Origin of the sequence: Pseudomonas palmensis (assembly GCF_049942755.1) — a bacterium.
Taxonomy (GTDB): domain Bacteria; phylum Pseudomonadota; class Gammaproteobacteria; order Pseudomonadales; family Pseudomonadaceae; genus Aquipseudomonas; species Aquipseudomonas palmensis.
The window spans coordinates 614,136-633,356 of record NZ_CP187958.1; the positions used below are offsets into that span (position 1 = coordinate 614,136).

Consider the following 19,221-nt stretch of genomic DNA (forward strand, 5'->3'; position numbering starts at 1 on the left):
GTAACGCCCATGGCCTATTTCGAACATGAAGGTTGCACCCTGCATTACGAGGAATATGGCCAGGGCGAGCCCCTGGTACTGCTGCACGGCCTGGGCTCGAGCTGCCAGGACTGGGAATACCAGGTACCGGAGCTGGCCCGTCATTACCGCGTGATCCTGCTCGATGTGCGCGGCCACGGGCGCTCCGACAAGCCTCGCGAGCGCTACAGCATCGCCGGCTTCAGCGCCGACCTGCTGGCCCTGCTGGAGCACCTGAACACCGGCCCGGTGCACCTGGCTGGCCTGTCGATGGGCGGCATGATCGGCTTCCAGTTTGCCGTCGACCATCCCCACCGGTTGCGCAGCCTGTGCATCGTCAACAGCGCACCCGAGGTCAAGCTGCGCAGCCGCGACGATTACTGGCAATGGTTCAAGCGCTGGAGCCTGGCCCGCCTGCTGAGCCTGGAGACCATCGGCAAAGGCCTGGCCGCACGCCTGTTTCCCAAGCCGGAGCAGGCCGAGTTGCGACGCAAGATGGCCGAGCGCTGGGCGCGCAACGACAAGCGTGCGTACCTGGCCAGCTTCGATGCCATCGTCGGCTGGGGGGTACAGGAACGCCTGGGCCAGATCCGCTGTCCTACGCTGGTCATCAGCGCCGACCACGATTACACCCCGATACAGCTCAAGCAGCGCTACGTCGCGCTTATTCCTCAAGCACGACTGGCGGTCATCGAAGATTCACGGCACGCTACACCGCTGGATCAACCCCGGCTGTTCAACCAGACCCTGCTGCAGTTTCTGGCAACGGCTTCAACCACTTCTCAAGGATCATTGAGTTCATGCTGAAAAAACTTCTGCTTGGCGCCTGCTCGGTCGTCTTCGCCACCAGCCTGATGGCTGCCGAAAAAGCCCCGCACGTACTGCTCGACACCAGCTTCGGCCAGATCGAAGTGGAACTGGACCCGGTCAAGGCGCCCATCTCGACCAAGAACTTCCTCGAGTATGTCGACAGCGGCTTCTACACCAACACCATCTTCCACCGCGTGATCCCTGGCTTCATGGTCCAGGGCGGCGGCTTCACCGCGCAGATGCAACAGAAGTCGACCAAGGACCCGATCCGCAACGAGGCCAGCAACGGCCTGCACAACACCCGCGGCACCCTGTCGATGGCCCGCACATCCAACCCGAACTCGGCCACCAGCCAGTTCTTCATCAACGTGGCCGACAACGCCTTCCTCGATCCGGGCCGCGATGCCGGCTACGCCGTGTTCGCCAAGGTGGTCAAGGGTATGGACGTGGTCGACCAGATCGTCAACTCGCCGACCACGCGCAAGAACGGCATGGCCGATGTACCGGTCGATCCCGTGCTGATCAAGTCCGCCAAACGCATTGACTGAGCCCGTGTTCACAGGGACGTGAACCACGACCGGCCCGGTCGAGTCAGACAGGAGTTAGAGTTTTGAGGTTGTATCGCTATTTCGAAAAGCTGATCGACATCTTTCGCGAAGCACCGACCGCATCGCCGCCGGGCAAGGTCCTGCCGTTCTATTTCTACTACCTGCGCCAGGTGTGGCCCAGCTTTGCCGCACTGCTGGTGGTGGGGCTGGTGGCTTCGCTCATCGAAGTGGCGCTGTTCAGTTACCTGAGCCGCATCATCGACCTGGCCCAGGGCGCGCCAAACCCCGATTTCTTCAGCGATCACGCCAGCGAGCTGATCTGGATGGTGGTGGTCACGCTGCTGCTGCGCCCGCTGTTCTTCGGCCTGCACGACCTGCTGGTGCACCAGACCATCAGCCCGGGCATGACCAGCATGATCCGCTGGCAGAACCACACCCATGTGCTCAAGCAGAGCCTCAATTTCTTCCAGAGCGATTTTGCCGGGCGCATCGCCCAGCGCATCATGCAGACCGGCAACTCGCTGCGCGATTCGGCCGTGCAGGCGGTGGACGCCCTGTGGCACGTGCTGATCTACGCGATCAGCTCGCTGGTGCTGTTCGCCGAGGCCGACTGGCGCCTGATGCTGCCCCTGACCGTCTGGATCTTCGCCTACATCGGCGCACTGTGCTATTTCGTGCCCAGGGTCAAGGAGCGCTCGGTGGTGTCATCGGATGCGCGCTCCAAGCTGATGGGCCGCATTGTCGATGGCTACACCAACATCGCCACCCTCAAGCTGTTCGCCCACACCGACTTCGAGCGCCAGTACGCCCGCGAAGCGATTCGCGAGCAGACCGAAAAGACCCAGCTGGCCTCGCGGGTGATCACCAGCATGGATGTGGTCATCACCAGCCTCAACGGGCTGCTGATCGTCACCACCACCGGCCTGGCGCTGTGGCTGTGGAGCCAGTCGCTGATCACCGTGGGCGCCATCGCCCTGGCCACCGGCCTGGTGATCCGCATCGTCAACATGTCGGGCTGGATCATGTGGGTGGTCAACGGCATCTTCGAGAACATCGGCATGGTGCAGGATGGCCTCAAGACCATCGCCCAGCCGGTCACCGTCACCGATCCGCCAGATGCTCCGGCGCTGAAGGTCGATCGCGGCGCGGTGCGCTTCGACAACGTCGACTTTCATTACGGTCAGGGCAGCCGGATCATCAGCAACCTGACCCTGGACATTCGCCCCGGCGAGAAGATTGGCCTGATCGGCCCCTCGGGCGCCGGCAAGTCCACCCTGGTCAACCTGCTGCTGCGCCTGTACGACCTGGAAAGTGGCCGTATCCTGATCGACGGCCAGGACATTGCCCAGGTGAGCCAGGCCAGCCTGCGCGCACAGATCGGCATGATCACCCAGGACACCTCGCTGCTGCACCGCTCGATTCGCGACAACCTGCTGTATGGCCGGCCGGATGCGACAGAAGAGGAGTTGTGGGAGGCGGTGCGCCGGGCGCGGGCCGATGAGTTCATCCCTCAGCTGTCCGATGCCCAGGGGCGCACCGGTTTCGATGCGCATGTGGGCGAGCGTGGCGTGAAACTGTCCGGCGGCCAGCGCCAGCGCATCGCGATTGCACGGGTGCTGCTCAAGAATGCGCCGATCCTGATCATGGACGAAGCTACTTCGGCGCTGGATTCGGAAGTGGAGGCAGCCATCCAGGAGAGCCTGGAGACCCTGATGCAGGGCAAGACGGTGATCGCCATTGCTCACCGCCTGTCGACCATCGCGCGGATGGACCGGCTGGTGGTGCTGGAGCAGGGGCGGATTGCCGAGATGGGCACCCATGCCGAACTGCTGGCGCACCAGGGGCTCTACGCACGGTTGTGGCATCACCAGACGGGTGGGTTTGTCGGGGTCGATTGAACACCGCGGCGACGGTATCGCGGGTCAAGCCCGCTCCCACAGGGATTTCACTGCGCCTGCGGGAGCGGGCTTGGCGTTCAGACTTGCCTGAAGGGCAGCGCCGTACGCGCCTCCTCGGCATACCCCAGCACCCCCACCCGCTCCTGCGCCAGAAAGTCCTGCACGGCCGCCTTCAACCCCGGATGCAGCAGGTAATGCCAGGACCGCGTGATCACCGGTTCGAACCCGCGAATCAGCTTGTGCTCGCCCTGCGCCCCGGCATCGAAACGCTGCAACCCTTCGGCAATGGCAACGTCCATGCCCTGATAGAAGCACGTCTCGAAATGCAACCGGTCGAACTCCGCCAGGCAGCCCCAATAGCGCCCATACAGGCTGTCACCGCCCACCAGGCTGAACGCCATCGCCACCGCCCGCCCGCCCTGATGCGCCATCACCACGCGGATCGACGCGGGCATGCGTTCGGCCAGCAGGCTGAAAAACGCCCGGGTAAGGTACGGGGCACGGCGGCGCACGGCGTAGGTGTTGGCATAGCATGCGTACACGAAATCCCACTGCGCCTCACTCAGCTCATGGCCGTGGTACCACTGAAACTCGATACCCTGCCCCGACACCTGCTCGCGTTCCTTGCGCATCTGCTTGCGCTTGCGCGAACTGAGGCTGTCGAGAAAATCCTGGAAGTCCCGATAACCCTGGTTGCGCCAGTGAAACTGACACCCCAGGCGCTCCATCCAGCCCGCACGCCCACGCAATACTTCGTCGCTGGCCGGGTCGGTGAAGTTCACGTGCAGGCCCGACAGCCCCTGTTCGAGCAAAGCATCGCTGACGCCGTCGATCAGCTCACCCGCCGCCTGCGCGTCGCCCAGCAGGCGCGCGCCGCTGACCGGTGAAAACGGCACCGCGCACAGCAGCTTGGGGTAATAGTCGATACCGGCGCGGTCGCAGGCGTCGGCCCAGCCGTGATCGAACACGTACTCGCCGAACGAATGGGTCTTCACGTAGGCCGGCATGGCCGCCCGCACCTGGCCCTGAGTGTCCGTCAGGACCTGGTGGGCCGGTGCCCAGCCGGTGCGTGGGGTGACGCTGGCGCTGTCTTCCAGGCTGCGCAGGAAGGCATGGCGCAGGAACGGCTGGGCATCCGGCACCAGGGCATCCCAGGTGGCGGCGTCGATATCGGCAAGGTGCGGCAGAATTGAGATGGGCATGCGCGCAGTCTGCCCCCTCGTGCGAGCAAAAAAAAGCCCCGCAGGTGCGGGGCGAAGATCTAACGGATGAAGGAGTGTGTTGCAGGGGTAACGCTTAGAACACGTACTGCGCGCGCATCACGAAACCGTCGCCGCTGTCGTCGCCGGCAGCGTTCTGCGCGTTGTCGGTCTTGGCCTTGACGTACACGCCGCTGAGCTTGATCGACTCGTTGGCGTACCAGTTCACACCCAGGTTGTGCACCTTGGCTTCCACGTCACCGATGTCGGCAAATGCGCCGTTGTTGTCGTCGACGCTCAGGTGGTCGTAGCGGTAGAACACTTCCCACGCACCAATCTGCTTGTTGGAAGGCTTGATACTGTCGAACTTGCCGAGTTTGTAGCCACGCGCTTCACCGGTGATGGTGTAGGCCACCTGGCCGTAGTAACCCTTGGCCTTGATGTCGGAGAAGGCCGAGTCGTCTGCCTGAACATCACGCTTGATGTACTCGCCCTGCACCGAGAACGGGCCCAGCGCGTAGGCGGCTTCCAGGCCCCAGGCCTTGTCGGTGTCGTAGGCACCGGCCGGGGTGGTGGCGTTGCCGCCCAGCACCAGGCGGTTGCCGTTGTTGCCGGCGTCCTGGCCACCGTCGGTGCTCACCCCACGCATGCCCAGGCGGCTGCGGATACGGCCGTCGAACGCGGTGTCGGAAAGGTCGCGCTGGGCGTAGTTCAGGCCAACGTGCAGTACGTTGCCGGCCTCGTGCATCGGTGCGAACACACCGCGCAGGTTGAACTGCTTGGAGCTGTCGCCGTCCTTGTCCTGGTTGGTGGCGTCCTTGGCGAACAGGCCGGCCGAACCGTACAGCGAGTCACCGGCGTTACCCGATGCCTGGATACCGAAGCCGCCGTTGTGCGAGTTGGTCCAGTCCACCAGGTCGTAGGCAGCGGTTCGCTCCTGGGCAGTCACCCACTTGGAGCTGGTGGCTTTTTCCAGGCCGAACTCGGGGTCGAAGCGACCGACCTTGATCGATACCGGCTTGAAGCCGTTGTAGGCCAGCGACGCTTCGTCGAAGTAACCGTCTTCGGAACGGTTGTCGCCACCGGAGTTATGCGAGAAGTCGTAGGCGATCTGGTAGGCCCAGTCGGTGTACATCACACCGCCCAGTTCCAGGTAGGCACGGCGGAAGTAGCCCGCATCGGCGGTATTGCCGTTCTTGGTGTAGAAACCGTCGAAGCGGCTGTAGTCGGCCTGGACCCGGCCACCCAGCTTGAAGCTGAATTCCTTGTCAGCGGTAGCGACCTCCAGGCCACCCTTGGTCTTGACTACGATATCGGCGCCGTCAGTAGTCACGGTGCCCGCGAAAGCCTGGGCGGTAACGGCCATTGCCAAGGCGCTGGCTGCGAAACCTGCGAAGTGCTTACGGATCATCGAAGGAACTCCCCTACGTTCATAACGTTTATGGTCTTGATTACGTTGAAAAAACACGCGGCTCAGGCCACTTGTGCTGGGGACGAATCTTGGCGGGGGGTTATTTCAGATCAGTGGCTGTTAGATAAATATTTAGTGACAGGGGAACTTTTTACTTCGAATGTGAATAAGACAATCAGCCCCGTTGCAGGGCTGGTTGCGGGGTTTCAGCGCGTTGCCCGGCGCTCGGCGGCCAGCCGCGCCGCAAGGGCCTCGGCCCCCTCCACAGGCGCCGGCGGCAGCACCTTGAGGGTTGCCTGGGCCAGGCGCAACTGCTTGATGAAGCGACGACAATTGCGACAGAACAGCAGGTGCTGGCGCGTCATCAGGCGCTCGCCCAGGGTCAGTTGCCCGTCCAGGTAATCACTGGAGCAGGCGACCAGTTGCTTGCAGGTCAGCATTGGCCGGTGTCCTCGAAATGTTCCAGGGTCGCGAAGACCTTGAGGCGTGCACGGTGCAGCAGCACACGCACATTGGAGAGCGACAGGTCGAGCAGATTACAGATCTCCACCAGTTCGAGGCCCTGGCGCTCACGCAACAACAGCACACTGCTCTGCAGTTGCGACAGGCTGAGCAGGGTGTGCTCCAGGCATTCGCGCAACTGCTCCTGGCTGAGCAGGGCCTCGGGGCTGTCTTCGTGCCAAGCCGAAGGCGCCAGCAGCCAGTGACCGTCGCTGGCGAAACGCGCGTCGTCGATGCTGCCATGGGGGGCCGGCAGGTCGTCGAGCAGCACCTCGCGGCGGTTTTGCCGGTAACGGGTCTTGGCCGTATTGGCGGTGATGGTCAGCAGCCAGGTCTTGAGGCTGGAGCGGCGCTGGAAGCCCGCCAGACCGCGTACCGCCGCCAGCCAGGCATCCTGCACCACCTCGTCGGCGCCACGTTCGCCGACGATGGCATAGGCCACCGCGCGCATGGCGCCCTGGCAGGTCTGAACCAGTTCGGCGAACGCGCGCTGCTCTCCCGCCAGCAGGCGGTCGAGCAAGCGCTGTTCGTCAGCCGTCACTGGCGTGGGCGATCAACGTTTGCGCAGGATCACGCTGCCGATCGAGTAGCCGGCACCGAACGAACTGAGCACCCCGAGGGCACCCTTGGGCAGGTCGTCCTGATGCTTGTGCAGCGCGATCACCGAGCCGGCCGAACTGGTGTTGGCGTAGGTATCGAGAATCACCGGGGCCTCCTCGACCAGCGCGTCGCGGCCCAGCAGCTTCTTGACGATCAGGTGGTTCATGCTCAGGTTGGCCTGGTGCAGCCAGAAGCGCTTGACGTCACTGACGTTGAGGTTGTTTTCGCTCAGGTGCTGGCCGATCAGCTCGGCCACCATCGGGCACACCTCGCGGAACACCTTGCGGCCTTCCTGCACGAACAGCTTGTCCGGCGCACCGATACCCTCTTCCGCCGCGCGGTTGAGGAAGCCGAAGTTGTTGCGGATGTTGTTGGAGAACTGGGTCAGCAGCTTGGTGCTGACGATATCGAACTGGTGCGCCGAGGTAGCGAGGTCGGCACGTTCGACCAGCACCGCCGTGGCGGCGTCGCCGAAGATGAAGTGGCTGTCACGGTCACGGAAGTTCAGGTGGCCGGTGCAGATCTCGGGGCTGATCACCAGCACCGAACGGGCCTGACCCAGTTGCACGCTGTTGCAGGCGACCTGAATGCCGAAGGTCGCCGACGAACACGCCACGTTCATATCGAAACCGAAACCGGCGATGCCCAAAGCCTGCTGCACTTCGATGGCGATTGCCGGGTAAGGGCGCTGCAGGTTGGAGCAGGCGACGATGACCGCGTCGACATCGGCTGCGGTGCGCCCGGCACGCGCCAGGGCCTGCTCGGCGGCGGCCACGCCCATCTGGCAGAGGATCGACGGCTCGTCGTTGCTGCGCTCCGGCAGGCGCGGCTTCATGCGCTGCGGATCGAGGATGCCGGCCTTGTCCATCACGAAGCGGCTCTTGATGCCCGAGGCCTTCTCGATGAACGCAGCGCTCGACTCGGCCAGTGCCTGCACTTCGCCCCGTTCGATGGCAGCGGCATTGTCGGCGTTGAACTGCTGCACATAGGTGTTGAAAGACTCGACCAGCTCTTCGTTGGAAATGCTGTTGGCCGGGGTGTACAGGCCGGTGCCGCTGATGACGACGTTATGCACGGTCGTTCCTCTGTTCGGGGCCGCTGCCTGCCGGGCAACGGCCTGTTCTGTCGGTCAAATGGCACGAAAGTACCAATTAATACAGGCAATGCACCCGACGAGCGGGGCAGTACGCTGTGCTGCATTCTGTAGCTACCGTGGCAGGTACCTGACACGGTAGCGAAGTTCGCCAAGTGTGCCACAAGTTCCGGGGATTAGGCTTCCACCAGACTCCATTGCTTGGCCAGGCGCTTGTCGGAAATCGGTACCTTGGTACCCAACTGCTGGGCAAACAGCGACACGCGGTATTCCTCGATCCACCAGCGGTACAGCACCAGTTGCTCGTCGCGCTTGCCCTCCTGGGCATGCTTGTCGGCACGCGCCTTGTACTGTGCCCACAGACCGCTAAGCTCGCCGCTCCACACGCGGTCCTTCTGCACCTGCGAACCGAGTTTTTCCAGACGCAGCTCCACTGCCTTGAGGTAGCGCGGCAGTTCCTTGAGCCAGATGCCCGGGGTTTCCCGCACAAAACCCGGGTACACCAGGTTGGCCAGTTGCTGCTTGATGTCGTTGAGCGCCACGGCCTGGGCCAGGTCGATCTTGCCCTTGAAGCGCTTCTGCAGACCGTGCCAGAGCTTGAGTATCTCGAGGGTCAGGCGGGCCAGGCGCTCGGCGTGATCGGCCCAGTGGCCGCGCTTGCGTTCGGCCAGCGAAGCAAGCCCGGCACCGTCGCGCGGCAGGCTGCTCTCGCCGTCGAGGATGCAGGTGTCCAGGCTGGCCAGCAGGATGTCCTCGACCAGCGCATCGACACGCCCCAGCTCGCGGTACAGCAGGCCCAGTTCGGTCAGCCCCGGCAGCTTGCCGCGCAGGAACTTCGCCGGCTCGGCCAGTTGCTGCAGCAGCAGCCGCTGCAAGGCTCGGCGGTGCTGGAACTCCGCTTCGGCCTGGGTCGAGAAGCGCCCTTCCTTGACCGTACCGCCCTCTTCCACCAGCGCCGGGTACACCGTCATCGACAGCCCGGCGATCTTCTGCTGGGCGGTCTGGGCCACCTCGGCAAACACCTTGGCTTGCACCGGCTGCTGGGCCTTGGCCGATTGCGGCACGGCCAGCGCGGCCTGGCTGGCAGCAACGAAGCGCGCCGTCAGCTCGGTCAGGTCGCGGCCTTCACCCAGGAACTTGCCCTGGGCATCGACCACTTCGATGTTCATGCGCAAATGGCCTTCCACCTGCGCAGCCGCCTCGGCCCAGGCCTCGTCGCTGACCCGCGCACCGGTCATGCGCAGCAGTTCGCGGCCCAGCGCCTGGGGCAGCGAGCCGTCGGCGAAGGTCATGCGCTGCAAGGCGGCCTTGACGAAGTCGGGCACCGGCACGAAGTTCTTGCGCAAGGCCTTGGGCAGGTTGCGTACCAGCGCAATGCACTTGGCTTCCAGCAACCCCGGCACCAGCCATTCCAGGCGCTCGCCCGGCAGGCTGGGCAGCAGCGGCGCCGGCACCCTCACGGTAACGCCGTCGCGGGGGTGGTTGGGTTCGAAGTGATAGCTCAGCGCCAGGCTCAGGTCGCCGATGCGCAGGGTATCGGGGTACTGCGTGGCGGTGACTTCACTGGCCTCGCGGGCCAGCACGTCCTCTTCGCGCATGATCAGCAACTGCGGGTCTTTCTGGCTGGTGACGCGGTACCAGCTGTCGAAGGTCGCGGTCTGGTGGATCTCGGCCGGCAGGCGCGCCTCGTAGTAGGCGTACAGGGTCTCTTCATCAGCCAGGATGTCGCGCCGGCGGGCCTTGGCCTCCAGCTCGTCGAGCTGCTCGAGCAGGCGCGTGTTGGCCGCCAGGCACTTGGCCCGCGACTGGATCTCACCGCCCACCAGGGCCTGACGGATAAACAGCTCGCGCGAGGCCTGCGGGTCGATCGGCCCGTAGTGCACCGGGCGCCGGCCGACCACGATCATGCCGTACAGCGTGACCTGCTCGAAGGCCACCACCTGGCCGCGCTTCTTCTCCCAGTGCGGTTCGAAGTGGTTCTTCTTGATCAGGTGCCCGGCCAGCGGCTCGATCCAGTCCGGCTCGATCTTGGCCACCATGCGCGCATACAGCTTGGTGGTCTCGACCAGTTCGGCGGTCATCAGCCATTGCGGGCGTTTCTTGCCCAGGCCCGAGGACGGGTGTACCCAGAAGCGCCGCTGGCGCGCGCCCAGGTAGTCGCCGTCCTCGGTCTTCTGGCCGATCTGGCTGAGCAGCCCGGACAGAATCGCCTTGTGCAGGCGCGGGTAGTCGGCCGGCTCCTTGTTGATGCTCAACTGCAGGTCGCGGCAGATCAGGCTCAGTTGCCGGTGTGCATCGCGCCATTCGCGCAGACGCAGGTAATTCAGGAAATTCTTGCGGCACCAGTTGCGCAGCGGGCTGGCCGTCAGGGCCTGGCGCTGTTCTTCGAAGCCGCGCCACAGGTTGACCAGCGCGGCGAAGTCCGAGTCGCTGTCCTTCCACTGCGCATGGGCCTGGTCGGCAGCCTGCTGGCGCTCGGGCGGACGCTCGCGGGGGTCCTGCACCGACAGTGCACTGGCCACGATCAGCAACTCCTGCAGGCTGCCCTGCTTGGCGCCTTCGAGCAGCATGCGGCCCAGACGCGGGTCCACCGGCAGGCGCGCCAGCTGGCGGCCCAGCGGGGTCAGCTGGTTCTCGCGATTGACTGCCGAGAGTTCCTGCAGCAGGTTGAAGCCGTCGCTGATGGCCTTGCCATCCGGCGGCTCGATGAACGGGAAGGCGTCGATCTCGCCCAGGCGCAGGTGCAGCATCTGCAGGATCACCGCGGCCAGGTTGGTGCGCAGGATCTCGGGGTCGGTAAAGGCGGGCCGACCATTGAAGTCGTCCTCGCTGTACAGGCGCACGCAGATGCCCGGTTCGACCCGCCCGCAACGGCCCTTGCGCTGGTTGGCACTGGCCTGGGACACCGCCTCGATGGGCAGGCGCTGCACCTTGGCACGGTAGCTGTAGCGGCTGATGCGCGCCGTGCCGCTGTCGATCACGTAGCGAATGCCCGGTACGGTCAGCGAGGTTTCCGCAACGTTGGTGGCCAGCACCACGCGCCGCCCCGGATGGGACTGGAAGATCTTCTGCTGCTCGGCCGGCGACAGCCGTGCATACAGCGGCAGGATTTCGGTGTGGCGTAGCTGTGCCTTGCGCAGCATCTCGGCGGCATCGCGAATTTCGCGCTCGCCGGGCAGGAACACCAGCACGTCGCCCGGGCCCTTGCCGATGCTGCGCTCATGGGCGGCAATCTCGTCGAGGGTGGCCAGGATCGCCTGGTCGACGGTCAGGTCGTCCTCGACGCGGTTGCCCTCCTCGTCCTGCTCGCTGGTCAGCGGCCGGTACCAGGTCTCGACCGGGTAGGTACGCCCGGACACCTCGATGATCGGCGCATCGTTGAAGTGCCTGGAAAAGCGCTCCAGGTCGATGGTCGCGGAGGTGATGATGACCTTGAGGTCGGGGCGCCGCGGCAGCAGGGTCTTGAGGTAGCCGAGCAGGAAGTCGATGTTCAGGCTGCGTTCGTGGGCTTCGTCGACGATGATCGTGTCGTAGCGTTCCAGAAAGCGGTCGTGCTGGGTTTCGGCCAGCAGGATGCCGTCGGTCATCAGCTTGACCAGGGTGTTGGCATCGCTCTGGTCTTCGAAGCGCACCTGGTAGCCGACCAGCGCGCCCAGCGGCGTACCCAGCTCTTCGGCCACGCGGGTGGCCACGCTGCGCGCGGCAATCCGGCGCGGCTGGGTGTGGGCGATCTGGCCATGCTGGCCGCGGCCCAGTTCCAGGCAGATCTTGGGCAACTGGGTGGTCTTGCCCGAGCCGGTTTCGCCCGCGATGATCAGCACCTGGTGGGCGGCCAGCACCTTCTTGATTTCGTCACGCTTGGCCGCGATCGGCAGGCTGTCGTCGTAGTGGATGCGCGGCACGCTGGCCTTGCGCGCGGCGACCTGGTCGCAGGAGGCCTGTACCCGGGCGGCCCACTGGGCCAGCTTGGCCTCGTCGGGGCGCTTGCGCAGGTCATGCAGTTGCCGACGCAGGCGATGGCGCTCGGCGATCATGGCGTGGTCAAGGTTTTTCAGCAGTTGCTCGATGGCGGCGTTCTGGTCAGTCATGACGTCTTTTTAATAATGCAGGTGAGCCTGCTTTCACATGATCGGCGTAGTTTGGTCGGGGATTGTCGCAGATTTGCCCTGCCACGGCACGGTTCGCCATGCAGGGCCATTGTTTAGCCATTGATTAACTGAAGGTATACAAAGGCCGATTTAATGAACCTTCCCACGCGTGGGAGTATCCGTGCATGACTTTGCCAGCGTGTACGCCCCGCCCCCTGATGCGCCCTTCGTTCCCGAAGGTGCGGGCGCGCCCCGGTGAAAATCCGCTGTTCAATAGCATCCTCGCGTTCTGGGCCTTGTGGCATTGCCGCCATGCCCGCCCACCAGATACCGCCCTCGCACCCCACTGATACCGCTGGCCCGGTTGCGGCCACCCTGTCGACCGATCGACGTGCCCACTGGCGCGCGATCCTGTACGCCGCCACGGCGTAAGCGAGTGCACCATGCAGTTTGCCCCTGTTTCCGAGGCCGAGGATTTCCTGGCCGCCAACCCCGATATCGACATGATCGAGTTGTTCATCCTCGACGCCAACGGCGTGCCCCGCGGCAAGCTGCTGCACCGCGAGGAACTGCTGGCCGTGTATGAAAGCGGGCGGCCGCTGCCCAGCACCATCCTCGGCCTGACCCTCAATGGCGACGATGTGGAGAACTCGGGGCTGGTGTGGGACGTGGGCGATATCGACTGCCGCGCATACCCGCTGGCCGGCAGCCTGGTGCGCATGCCGTGGCGGCAGATCCCCACGGCGGCATTGCAGGTGAGCATGCACCCCAGCGAAGGCCTGCCGGCCACCGTCGCCGACCCACGCCAACTGCTGGCCAAGGTGATCGACGCGCTCAAGGCCGATGGCTATGAGCCGGTAATGGCCTGCGAGCTGGAGTTCTACCTGCTCGACCAGAAGCGCGATCACCTGGGCCACCCGCAACCGGCACTGGATACCGACGGCGGTCGCCCCCGCGCCACCCAGGTATACGGCCTGCGCGAGCTGGAGCAGATCGAACCGTTTCTGGCCGACCTGTACAGCGCCTGCAAGGCCCAGGGCATCCCTGCGCGTACCGCGATTTCCGAATACGCCCCCGGCCAGGTGGAGATCACCCTGGAGCACGGCGACGCCTTGCTGGCCATGGACCAGGCGGTGCGCTACAAGCGCCTGGTCAAGGGCGTGGCACACAAGCACGGCATGCAGGCCTGCTTCATGGCCAAGCCGTTCGAGCACCTGGCCGGCACCGGCATGCACATGCACGTGAGCCTGGCCGACGCCGCCGGCCACAACCTGTACGCCAGCGAAGACAAGGCCGGCACGCCCCTGCTGCGCCAGTCGGTGGGCGGCATGCTGGCCATGCTGCTCGACTCGCTGCTGCTGTTCTGCCCCAACGCCAACTCCTATCGCCGCTTCCAGGCCAACAGCTATGCACCGCTGGCGCCGACCTGGGGTGTGGACAACCGTACCGTGAGCCTGCGCGTGCCCGGCGGGCCGGCCAACACCCGACATATCGAACACCGCATCTGCGGCGCCGATGCCAACCCGTACCTGGCAGCCGCAGCCATTCTGGCCAGCATCCACCATGGCATCCGCCAGCAACTGGACCCCGGCGCCCCGGTGCAGGGCAACGGCTACGCCCAGGCCAAGACGCTGCTGCCCACCGACTGGCTGACCTCGCTGACCGCGCTGGAGCGCTCCAGCTGGGCGCGCGAAGCGTTCGGCGAGGCCTTCCTCGGGGTGTACCTGGCGGTCAAGCGCGCCGAGTACCGCCAGTTCATGGCCGAGGTCGGCGAGCAGGACTGGCGCTGGTACCTGACCCAGGCCTGAGCCCCCTATTCTTCAAGGAACACACCCATGAATGCAGCCCTCAACCACGGCACCGCCCAGCGCAGCGCCTCCTACTACACCGCCAGCCTGAACGACACCACCCAGTACCCGACCCTGCAGGGCACGGTCGAGGTCGACGTGGTGATCATCGGTGGCGGCTTCACCGGCGTGGCCAGCGCGGTGGAACTGGCCGAGCGCGGCCTGAAGGTGGCCATCGTCGAAACCAACCGTATCGGCTGGGGCGCCAGCGGGCGCAACGGCGGCCAGGTCACCGGCAGCCTGTCGGGTGACGAGGCCATGCGCAAACAGATGCGCAAGCGCCTGGGCGATGACGTGGACGATTTCATCTGGCAACTGCGCTTTCGCGGCCACGACATCATCCAGCAACGGGTCGAACGCTACGCCATCGACTGCGACCTCAAGCACGGCCACCTGCACGCGGCCATGAAGCCTGCGCACATGACCGAACTGCAGGCCTTCGCCGACGAAGCCCAGCGGCGCGGCATGGGCGAGCAGGTGCAGATGCTCGACCGCGAGGCGGTGCGCCAGCACCTGGACAGCCCGTTGTACCTGGGCGCGCTGAAGAACCTGCGCAACCTGCACCTGCACCCGCTCAACCTGTGCCTGGGCGAGGCGCGGGCAGCGCACCAACTGGGCGCGCTGATCTTCGAGAACTCCGAAGTGCTGGAGATCGTGCATGGCGACAAACCTGCGGTTGTCACGGCCAAGGGCCGGGTCAACGCACGCCAGGTGATGCTGGCCGGCGACGTGTACCACAAGCTGGAAAAGCCCCAGCTCAAGGGCAAGATCTTCCCGGCCATGGGCGGCATCGTGACCACCACCCCACTGGGCGAGCTGGCCCGCAAGCTCAACCCGCAGGACCTGGCGGTGTACGACTGCCGCTTCGTGCTCGACTATTACCGCATGACCGCAGACGGGCGCCTGCTGTTCGGTGGCGGGGCCAACTACTCGGGACGTGATTCGCGGGATATCGCGGGGGAGCTGCGCCCGTGCATCGAGGCGACCTTTCCGGCGCTCAAGGGCGTGCCGATCGAGTTCCAGTGGAGCTGCGCGATGGGCATCGTGGTCAACCGCATTCCGCAGTTGGGCAAGCTGTCGGACAACGTGTGGTACTGCCAGGGGTATTCGGGGCATGGCATTGCCACCAGCCACATCATGGGCGAGATCATGGCCGAAGCGATCACCGGCACATTGAGCCGATTCGATACCTTTGCCGGCTGCAGCCACATCAAGGTGCCGATGGGCGATGTGCTGGGCAACCCATTGCTGGCGGCGGGGATGTGGTACTACCAGATGCTTGAGAAGCTGCGTTGAAAACATCGCGGGTCAAGCCCGCTCCCACAGGGATCACTACTGTCCTTGTGGGAGCGGGCTTGACCCGCGATGAGGCCCGAAGGTTAAACCTCAGGCGATCTTCTTGAGGCCCAGCTTCTTCAACTCTTCATCGCGCAACTCGCGCCGCAGGATCTTGCCCACGTTGGTGGTCGGCAAGGCATCGCGGAACTCGATCAGGCGCGGCACCTTGTACGCCGTGACATTGGCGCGCATGTGCTCCATCACCTGGTCCTTGGTCAGGGTCACACCCGGCCGCGCCACGATGAAGATCTTGATCAGTTCGCCCGATTTCTCGTCCGGCACGCCAATGGCGGCGCACTGCAATACGCCCGGCAGGGTCGCCAGCACGTCTTCGAGTTCGTTCGGGTAAACGTTGAAGCCAGACACCAGAATCATGTCCTTCTTGCGGTCGACGATGCGCATGTAGCCATCGGTCTGGATCACCGCGATATCACCGGTCTTGAGCCAGCCGTCGGCATCCAGGATCTCGGTGGTCGCCTCTTCGCGCTGCCAGTAGCCCTTCATCACCTGCGGGCCCTTGATGCACAGCTCGCCAATCTCGCCCAGCGCCAGCTCCTTGCCATTGTCGTCGATCACCTTGCACAGGGTCGACGGCAGCGGAATGCCGATGGTACCGATCTGGTTGTGCTCGGCCGGGTTGACCGCCGCCACCGGGCTGGTCTCGGTCATGCCGTAGCCTTCGCAGATGGAGCAACCGGTGACGCTCTTCCAGCGCTCGGCCACCGCCACCTGCAGGGCCATGCCGCCCGACAGGGTGAGCTTGAGCCCCGAGAAGTCCATCTTGCGGAAGGTCTCGTTGTTGCACAGGGCCACGAACAGGGTGTTCAGGCCGACGAAGCCGGTGAACTTCCACTTGGACAGTTCCTTGACCATCGCCGGCAGGTCGCGCGGGTTGCTGATCAGGATGTTGTGGCTGCCGATCAGCATCATCGCCATGCAATGGAAGGTGAAGGCATAGATGTGGTACAGCGGCAGCGGCGTGATCAGCACCTCGCAGCCCTCGCCCAGGTTCGAGCCCATCAGCGCACGGCATTGCAGCATGTTGGCCACCAGGTTGCGGTGGGTCAGCATCGCACCCTTGGCCACACCCGTGGTGCCACCGGTGTACTGCAGCACGGCGACATCGCCGCTGTCGGGGCTGACTTCGTTGACCGCCTTGCCCTGCCCCTTGGCCAGCGCATCGTTGAACTTGACGGCCTTGGGCAGGTGGTAGGCCGGCACCATCTTTTTCACGTACTTGATCACACTATTGATCAGCAGACGCTTGAGCGGTGGCAGCAGGTCGGCCACTTCGGTGACAATGATGTGCTTGACCTGGGTCTTGGGAACGACCTTTTCGGCCAGGTGGGCCATGTTGGCCAGGCACACCAGCGCCTTGGCACCGGAATCGTTGAACTGGTGTTCCAGCTCCCGCGCGGTGTACAGCGGGTTGGTGTTGACCACGATGAGCCCGGCGCGCATCGCACCGAAGACGGCCACGGGGTATTGCAATACGTTTGGCAGTTGTACCGCGATGCGGTCACCGGGCTGCAGGTCGGTATGCTGCTGCAGGTAGGCGGCAAACGCCCCCGACAGCTCATACAGCTCGCCATAGGTGAGGGTCTTGCCCAGGTTGCTGAACGCCGGCTTGTCGGCGAAACGCTGGCAGGACTGCTTCAATACCGCTTGAATGTTCGGATACTCATCAGGATTGATTTGCGAGGCAACCCCGGCTGGGTACTTATCCTTCCAAAAGTGTTCGATCATGGAAGCCCACTCCTCCAGCAACAGCGAAATCTTCTCCGCAGTCGACGCGATTATTATTGATATGTGATGACGGATTGCTACAAACCGAAGCATCAGAAGCGCGCCGAGAGTAGCAGCTTTGCCAGAGGGCGCCTAGAGCCAAAGTGGGCCGCAAAGTCACATAAATGACTAACGAATACCCAGTAGTCATTTTTAGAGTAAAGGGTCTATTCAGCAAAAGCTTCGCCGGCAAGGCCGGCTCCTACACGGCAAAGTAGGAGCCGGCCTTGCCGGCGAATGGCTTTCAGGCGATATCACGCAATTCCCGGCGCAGGATCTTGCCCACCGGGGTCATCGGCAGCGAATCGCGCAGCACGATCTGCTTGGGCACCTTGTAGCCGGTGAAGTTGGCCTTGCAGTAGGCCTTGAGCTCCTCGACGCTCACGCCGCCATCGCGTGGCACCACGAACAGTTTCACCGCCTCGCCGGAACGCTCGTCCGGCACTCCGATGGCCGCGCAGTTGGCCACCTTGGGGTGCGCCATCACCACGTCCTCGATCTCGTTGGGGTACACGTTGAAGCCCGACACGATGATCATGTCCTTCTTGCGGTCGACGATGCGCGTGAAGCCGTCCGGGTCGATCACTGCAATATCGCCGGTCTTGAGCCAGCCCTGCGCATCGAGCACCTCGGCGGTGGCGTCCGGACGCTGCCAGTAGCCCTTCATCACCTGCGGCCCCTTGATGCACAGCTCGCCGCGCTCGCCCAGGGCCAGCTCGTTGCCGTCATCATCGATCACCTTGTACGCGGTATCGGGCAGCGGTATGCCGACCGTACCCAGGCGCGCCTGCTGGCCGTAGGGGTTGGTGCTGGCCACCGGCGAGGTTTCGGTCAGGCCATAGCCTTCGACGATGCGACACCCCGTGATGCTCTCCCAGCGCTCGGCAGTGGCCTTGACCAGCGCCGTGCCGCCGGAGTTGGTGACCTTCAGCGAGGAGAAGTCCAGGTTCTTGAAATCCGGATTTTCCATCAGTGCCACGAACAGCGTGTTCAGGCCCAGCAATGCCGAGAAGCGCCACTTTTTCAGCTCTTTGACAAAGCCCGGTATGTCGCGCGGGTTGGTGATCAGCACGTTGTGATTGCCGGTGACCATCATGCACATGCAGTTCGCGGTGAAGGCATAGATGTGATACAGCGGCAGCGGCGCGATCATCACCTCCTGGCCTTCCTTGATCATTCTCTGCCCGTCCGGCCCCAGCTGCGAAAAGCACGCCAGCACCTGCAGCATGTTGGCCACCAGGTTGCCGTGGGTGAGCATCGCGCCCTTGGGCAGGCCGGTGGTGCCGCCGGTGTACTGCAGCACCGCCACGTCATCGAGCGTCACCTGCACCGGCTTGAGCGCATGGCCACGGCCCTGGCGCATCACCTGCCGGAACGGCACCGCCTGGGGCAGGTGATACGCCGGCACCATCTTCTTGACCCGTGCCACAACGGTGTTCACCAGCCAGCCCTTGGCCAGCGGCAGCAGGTCGCCCATCTTCGCCTCGATCAGCACCTCGATGCCGGTATCGGGCAGCACCTCCTGCACCAGCTTGCCGAACATGTTCAGGTACACCAGGGCACGGGCGCCGGAGTCCTTGAACTGGTGGCGCATCTCGCGCGCGGTGTACAGCGGGTTGGTGTTGACCACGATCAGCCCGGCGCGCATCGCGCCGAACACGGCAATCGGGTACTGCAGCACGTTGGGCATCTGCACCGCGATGCGATCACCCGGGACCAGGTCGGTGTGCTGTTGCAGGTAGCCGGCAAAGGCCGCGGACTGGCGATCCAGATCGGCGTAGGTCAGGGTGACGCCCAGGTTGGTGAACGCCGGGCGGTCGGCGAAGCGCTTGCAGGAGCGCTCGAACACCTCCAGCACCGACTTGTAGACAGTCAGGTCGATATGTGAGGGCACGCCCGCGGGGCGCTTGTCATTCCAGAAGTCAGCTTGCATTTATTCTTGTCCTCATTCCTGAGCCTGTGGGCTGCCTGCATGCAGAAAATCGCATCGTGTGCCGACGTTAGCAGTTAAGCCGCAGGGGGCAAACATGCCAAGACCTGTCATTAACATTCTGAATCTTGTTGCCATCATCCGTTCAATTACAC

13 protein-coding genes are annotated in these 19,221 nt (G+C 64.2%); 5 read left to right on the top strand and 8 right to left on the bottom strand.

Going from position 1 to position 19,221, the window contains the following annotated elements:
* The first annotated feature begins 9 nt into the window (after positions 1 to 9).
* The 3 genes from ACPRTJ_RS02770 to ACPRTJ_RS02780 all read left to right on the top strand — a co-directional run bounded on the left by ACPRTJ_RS02770 (position 10) and on the right by ACPRTJ_RS02780 (position 3,274).
* Positions 10 to 825 carry an alpha/beta fold hydrolase gene (locus tag ACPRTJ_RS02770; RefSeq protein WP_116053165.1) on the top strand — a complete coding sequence of 272 codons (816 nt, stop codon included), beginning with the start codon at positions 10 to 12 and terminating at the stop codon, positions 823 to 825.
* Positions 819 to 1,376 carry a peptidylprolyl isomerase gene (locus tag ACPRTJ_RS02775; protein WP_043864152.1) on the top strand — a complete coding sequence of 186 codons (558 nt, stop codon included), beginning with the start codon at positions 819 to 821 and terminating at the stop codon, positions 1,374 to 1,376. The genes ACPRTJ_RS02770 and ACPRTJ_RS02775 overlap by 7 nt, the downstream gene beginning before the upstream one ends.
* A 68-nt stretch (positions 1,377 to 1,444) precedes the next feature.
* Entirely contained in the window at positions 1,445 to 3,274 is a 1,830-nt protein-coding gene (locus ACPRTJ_RS02780; RefSeq protein WP_058541540.1) for an ABC transporter ATP-binding protein, read from the top strand.
* A gap of 77 nt (positions 3,275 to 3,351) precedes the next feature.
* On the opposite strand, the gene ACPRTJ_RS02785 is transcribed toward ACPRTJ_RS02780, so the two are convergent.
* The 6 genes from ACPRTJ_RS02785 to hrpA form a co-directional block, all read right to left on the bottom strand.
* Positions 3,352 to 4,476, bottom strand: a complete 1,125-nt coding sequence (locus ACPRTJ_RS02785) for a GNAT family N-acetyltransferase (RefSeq protein WP_275731234.1) — start codon at positions 4,474 to 4,476, stop codon at positions 3,352 to 3,354.
* 94 nt (positions 4,477 to 4,570) lie between these two features.
* Positions 4,571 to 5,884 carry an OprO/OprP family phosphate-selective porin gene (locus ACPRTJ_RS02790; RefSeq protein WP_100634645.1) on the bottom strand — a complete coding sequence of 438 codons (1,314 nt, stop codon included), beginning with the start codon at positions 5,882 to 5,884 and terminating at the stop codon, positions 4,571 to 4,573.
* 206 nt (positions 5,885 to 6,090) lie between these two features.
* Positions 6,091 to 6,324: an anti-sigma factor family protein gene (locus ACPRTJ_RS02795; protein WP_123753009.1), complete on the bottom strand. Its 234-nt coding sequence runs from the start codon at positions 6,322 to 6,324 to the stop codon at positions 6,091 to 6,093.
* Positions 6,318 to 6,926 carry an RNA polymerase sigma factor gene (locus tag ACPRTJ_RS02800; protein ID WP_043864157.1) on the bottom strand — a complete coding sequence of 203 codons (609 nt, stop codon included), beginning with the start codon at positions 6,924 to 6,926 and terminating at the stop codon, positions 6,318 to 6,320. The genes ACPRTJ_RS02795 and ACPRTJ_RS02800 overlap by 7 nt, the downstream gene beginning before the upstream one ends.
* 12 nt (positions 6,927 to 6,938) lie before the next feature.
* Entirely contained in the window at positions 6,939 to 8,060 is a 1,122-nt protein-coding gene (locus tag ACPRTJ_RS02805; RefSeq protein WP_043864158.1) for a beta-ketoacyl-ACP synthase III, read from the bottom strand.
* A 194-nt stretch (positions 8,061 to 8,254) separates the two neighbouring features.
* A complete protein-coding gene (gene hrpA, locus ACPRTJ_RS02810) occupies positions 8,255 to 12,166 on the bottom strand; it encodes an ATP-dependent RNA helicase HrpA (protein ID WP_054914945.1) in 3,912 nt (1,303 codons plus the stop codon).
* Between the two features lie 443 nt (positions 12,167 to 12,609).
* Between hrpA and ACPRTJ_RS02815 the strand changes: the two genes are divergently transcribed.
* Both ACPRTJ_RS02815 and ACPRTJ_RS02820 read left to right on the top strand, forming a co-directional pair.
* Complete coding sequence (locus ACPRTJ_RS02815; RefSeq protein WP_426427997.1) at positions 12,610 to 13,974, top strand: glutamine synthetase family protein; 1,365 nt, start codon at positions 12,610 to 12,612, stop codon at positions 13,972 to 13,974.
* Between the two features lie 27 nt (positions 13,975 to 14,001).
* Entirely contained in the window at positions 14,002 to 15,309 is a 1,308-nt protein-coding gene (locus ACPRTJ_RS02820) for an NAD(P)/FAD-dependent oxidoreductase (protein ID WP_054914947.1), read from the top strand.
* Positions 15,310 to 15,399: 90 nt separating this feature from the next.
* On the opposite strand, the gene fadD1 is transcribed toward ACPRTJ_RS02820, so the two are convergent.
* Positions 15,400 to 17,097 carry a long-chain-fatty-acid--CoA ligase FadD1 gene (gene fadD1 / locus ACPRTJ_RS02825; RefSeq protein WP_043864162.1) on the bottom strand — a complete coding sequence of 566 codons (1,698 nt, stop codon included), beginning with the start codon at positions 17,095 to 17,097 and terminating at the stop codon, positions 15,400 to 15,402.
* 283 nt (positions 17,098 to 17,380) lie between these two features.
* Positions 17,381 to 19,069 carry a long-chain-fatty-acid--CoA ligase FadD2 gene (fadD2, locus tag ACPRTJ_RS02830; protein WP_043864163.1) on the bottom strand — a complete coding sequence of 563 codons (1,689 nt, stop codon included), beginning with the start codon at positions 19,067 to 19,069 and terminating at the stop codon, positions 17,381 to 17,383.
* Between the last annotated feature and the right edge of the window lie 152 nt (positions 19,070 to 19,221).

Excerpts from the sequence above, each read along its gene's own strand:
- ACPRTJ_RS02785 (WP_275731234.1), bottom strand. The coding sequence starts at position 4,476 with ATGCCCATCTCAATTCTGCCGCACCTTGCCGATATCGACGCCGCCACC.
- ACPRTJ_RS02820 (WP_054914947.1), top strand. The coding sequence starts at position 14,002 with ATGAATGCAGCCCTCAACCACGGCACCGCCCAGCGCAGCGCCTCCTAC.
- ACPRTJ_RS02795 (WP_123753009.1), bottom strand. The coding sequence starts at position 6,324 with ATGCTGACCTGCAAGCAACTGGTCGCCTGCTCCAGTGATTACCTGGAC.
- ACPRTJ_RS02770 (WP_116053165.1), top strand. The coding sequence starts at position 10 with ATGGCCTATTTCGAACATGAAGGTTGCACCCTGCATTACGAGGAATAT.
- ACPRTJ_RS02790 (WP_100634645.1), bottom strand. The coding sequence starts at position 5,884 with ATGATCCGTAAGCACTTCGCAGGTTTCGCAGCCAGCGCCTTGGCAATG.
- ACPRTJ_RS02775 (WP_043864152.1), top strand. The coding sequence starts at position 819 with ATGCTGAAAAAACTTCTGCTTGGCGCCTGCTCGGTCGTCTTCGCCACC.
- fadD2 (WP_043864163.1), bottom strand. The coding sequence starts at position 19,069 with ATGCAAGCTGACTTCTGGAATGACAAGCGCCCCGCGGGCGTGCCCTCA.
- ACPRTJ_RS02815 (WP_426427997.1), top strand. The coding sequence starts at position 12,610 with ATGCAGTTTGCCCCTGTTTCCGAGGCCGAGGATTTCCTGGCCGCCAAC.
- fadD1 (WP_043864162.1), bottom strand. The coding sequence starts at position 17,097 with ATGATCGAACACTTTTGGAAGGATAAGTACCCAGCCGGGGTTGCCTCG.
- hrpA (WP_054914945.1), bottom strand. The coding sequence starts at position 12,166 with ATGACTGACCAGAACGCCGCCATCGAGCAACTGCTGAAAAACCTTGAC.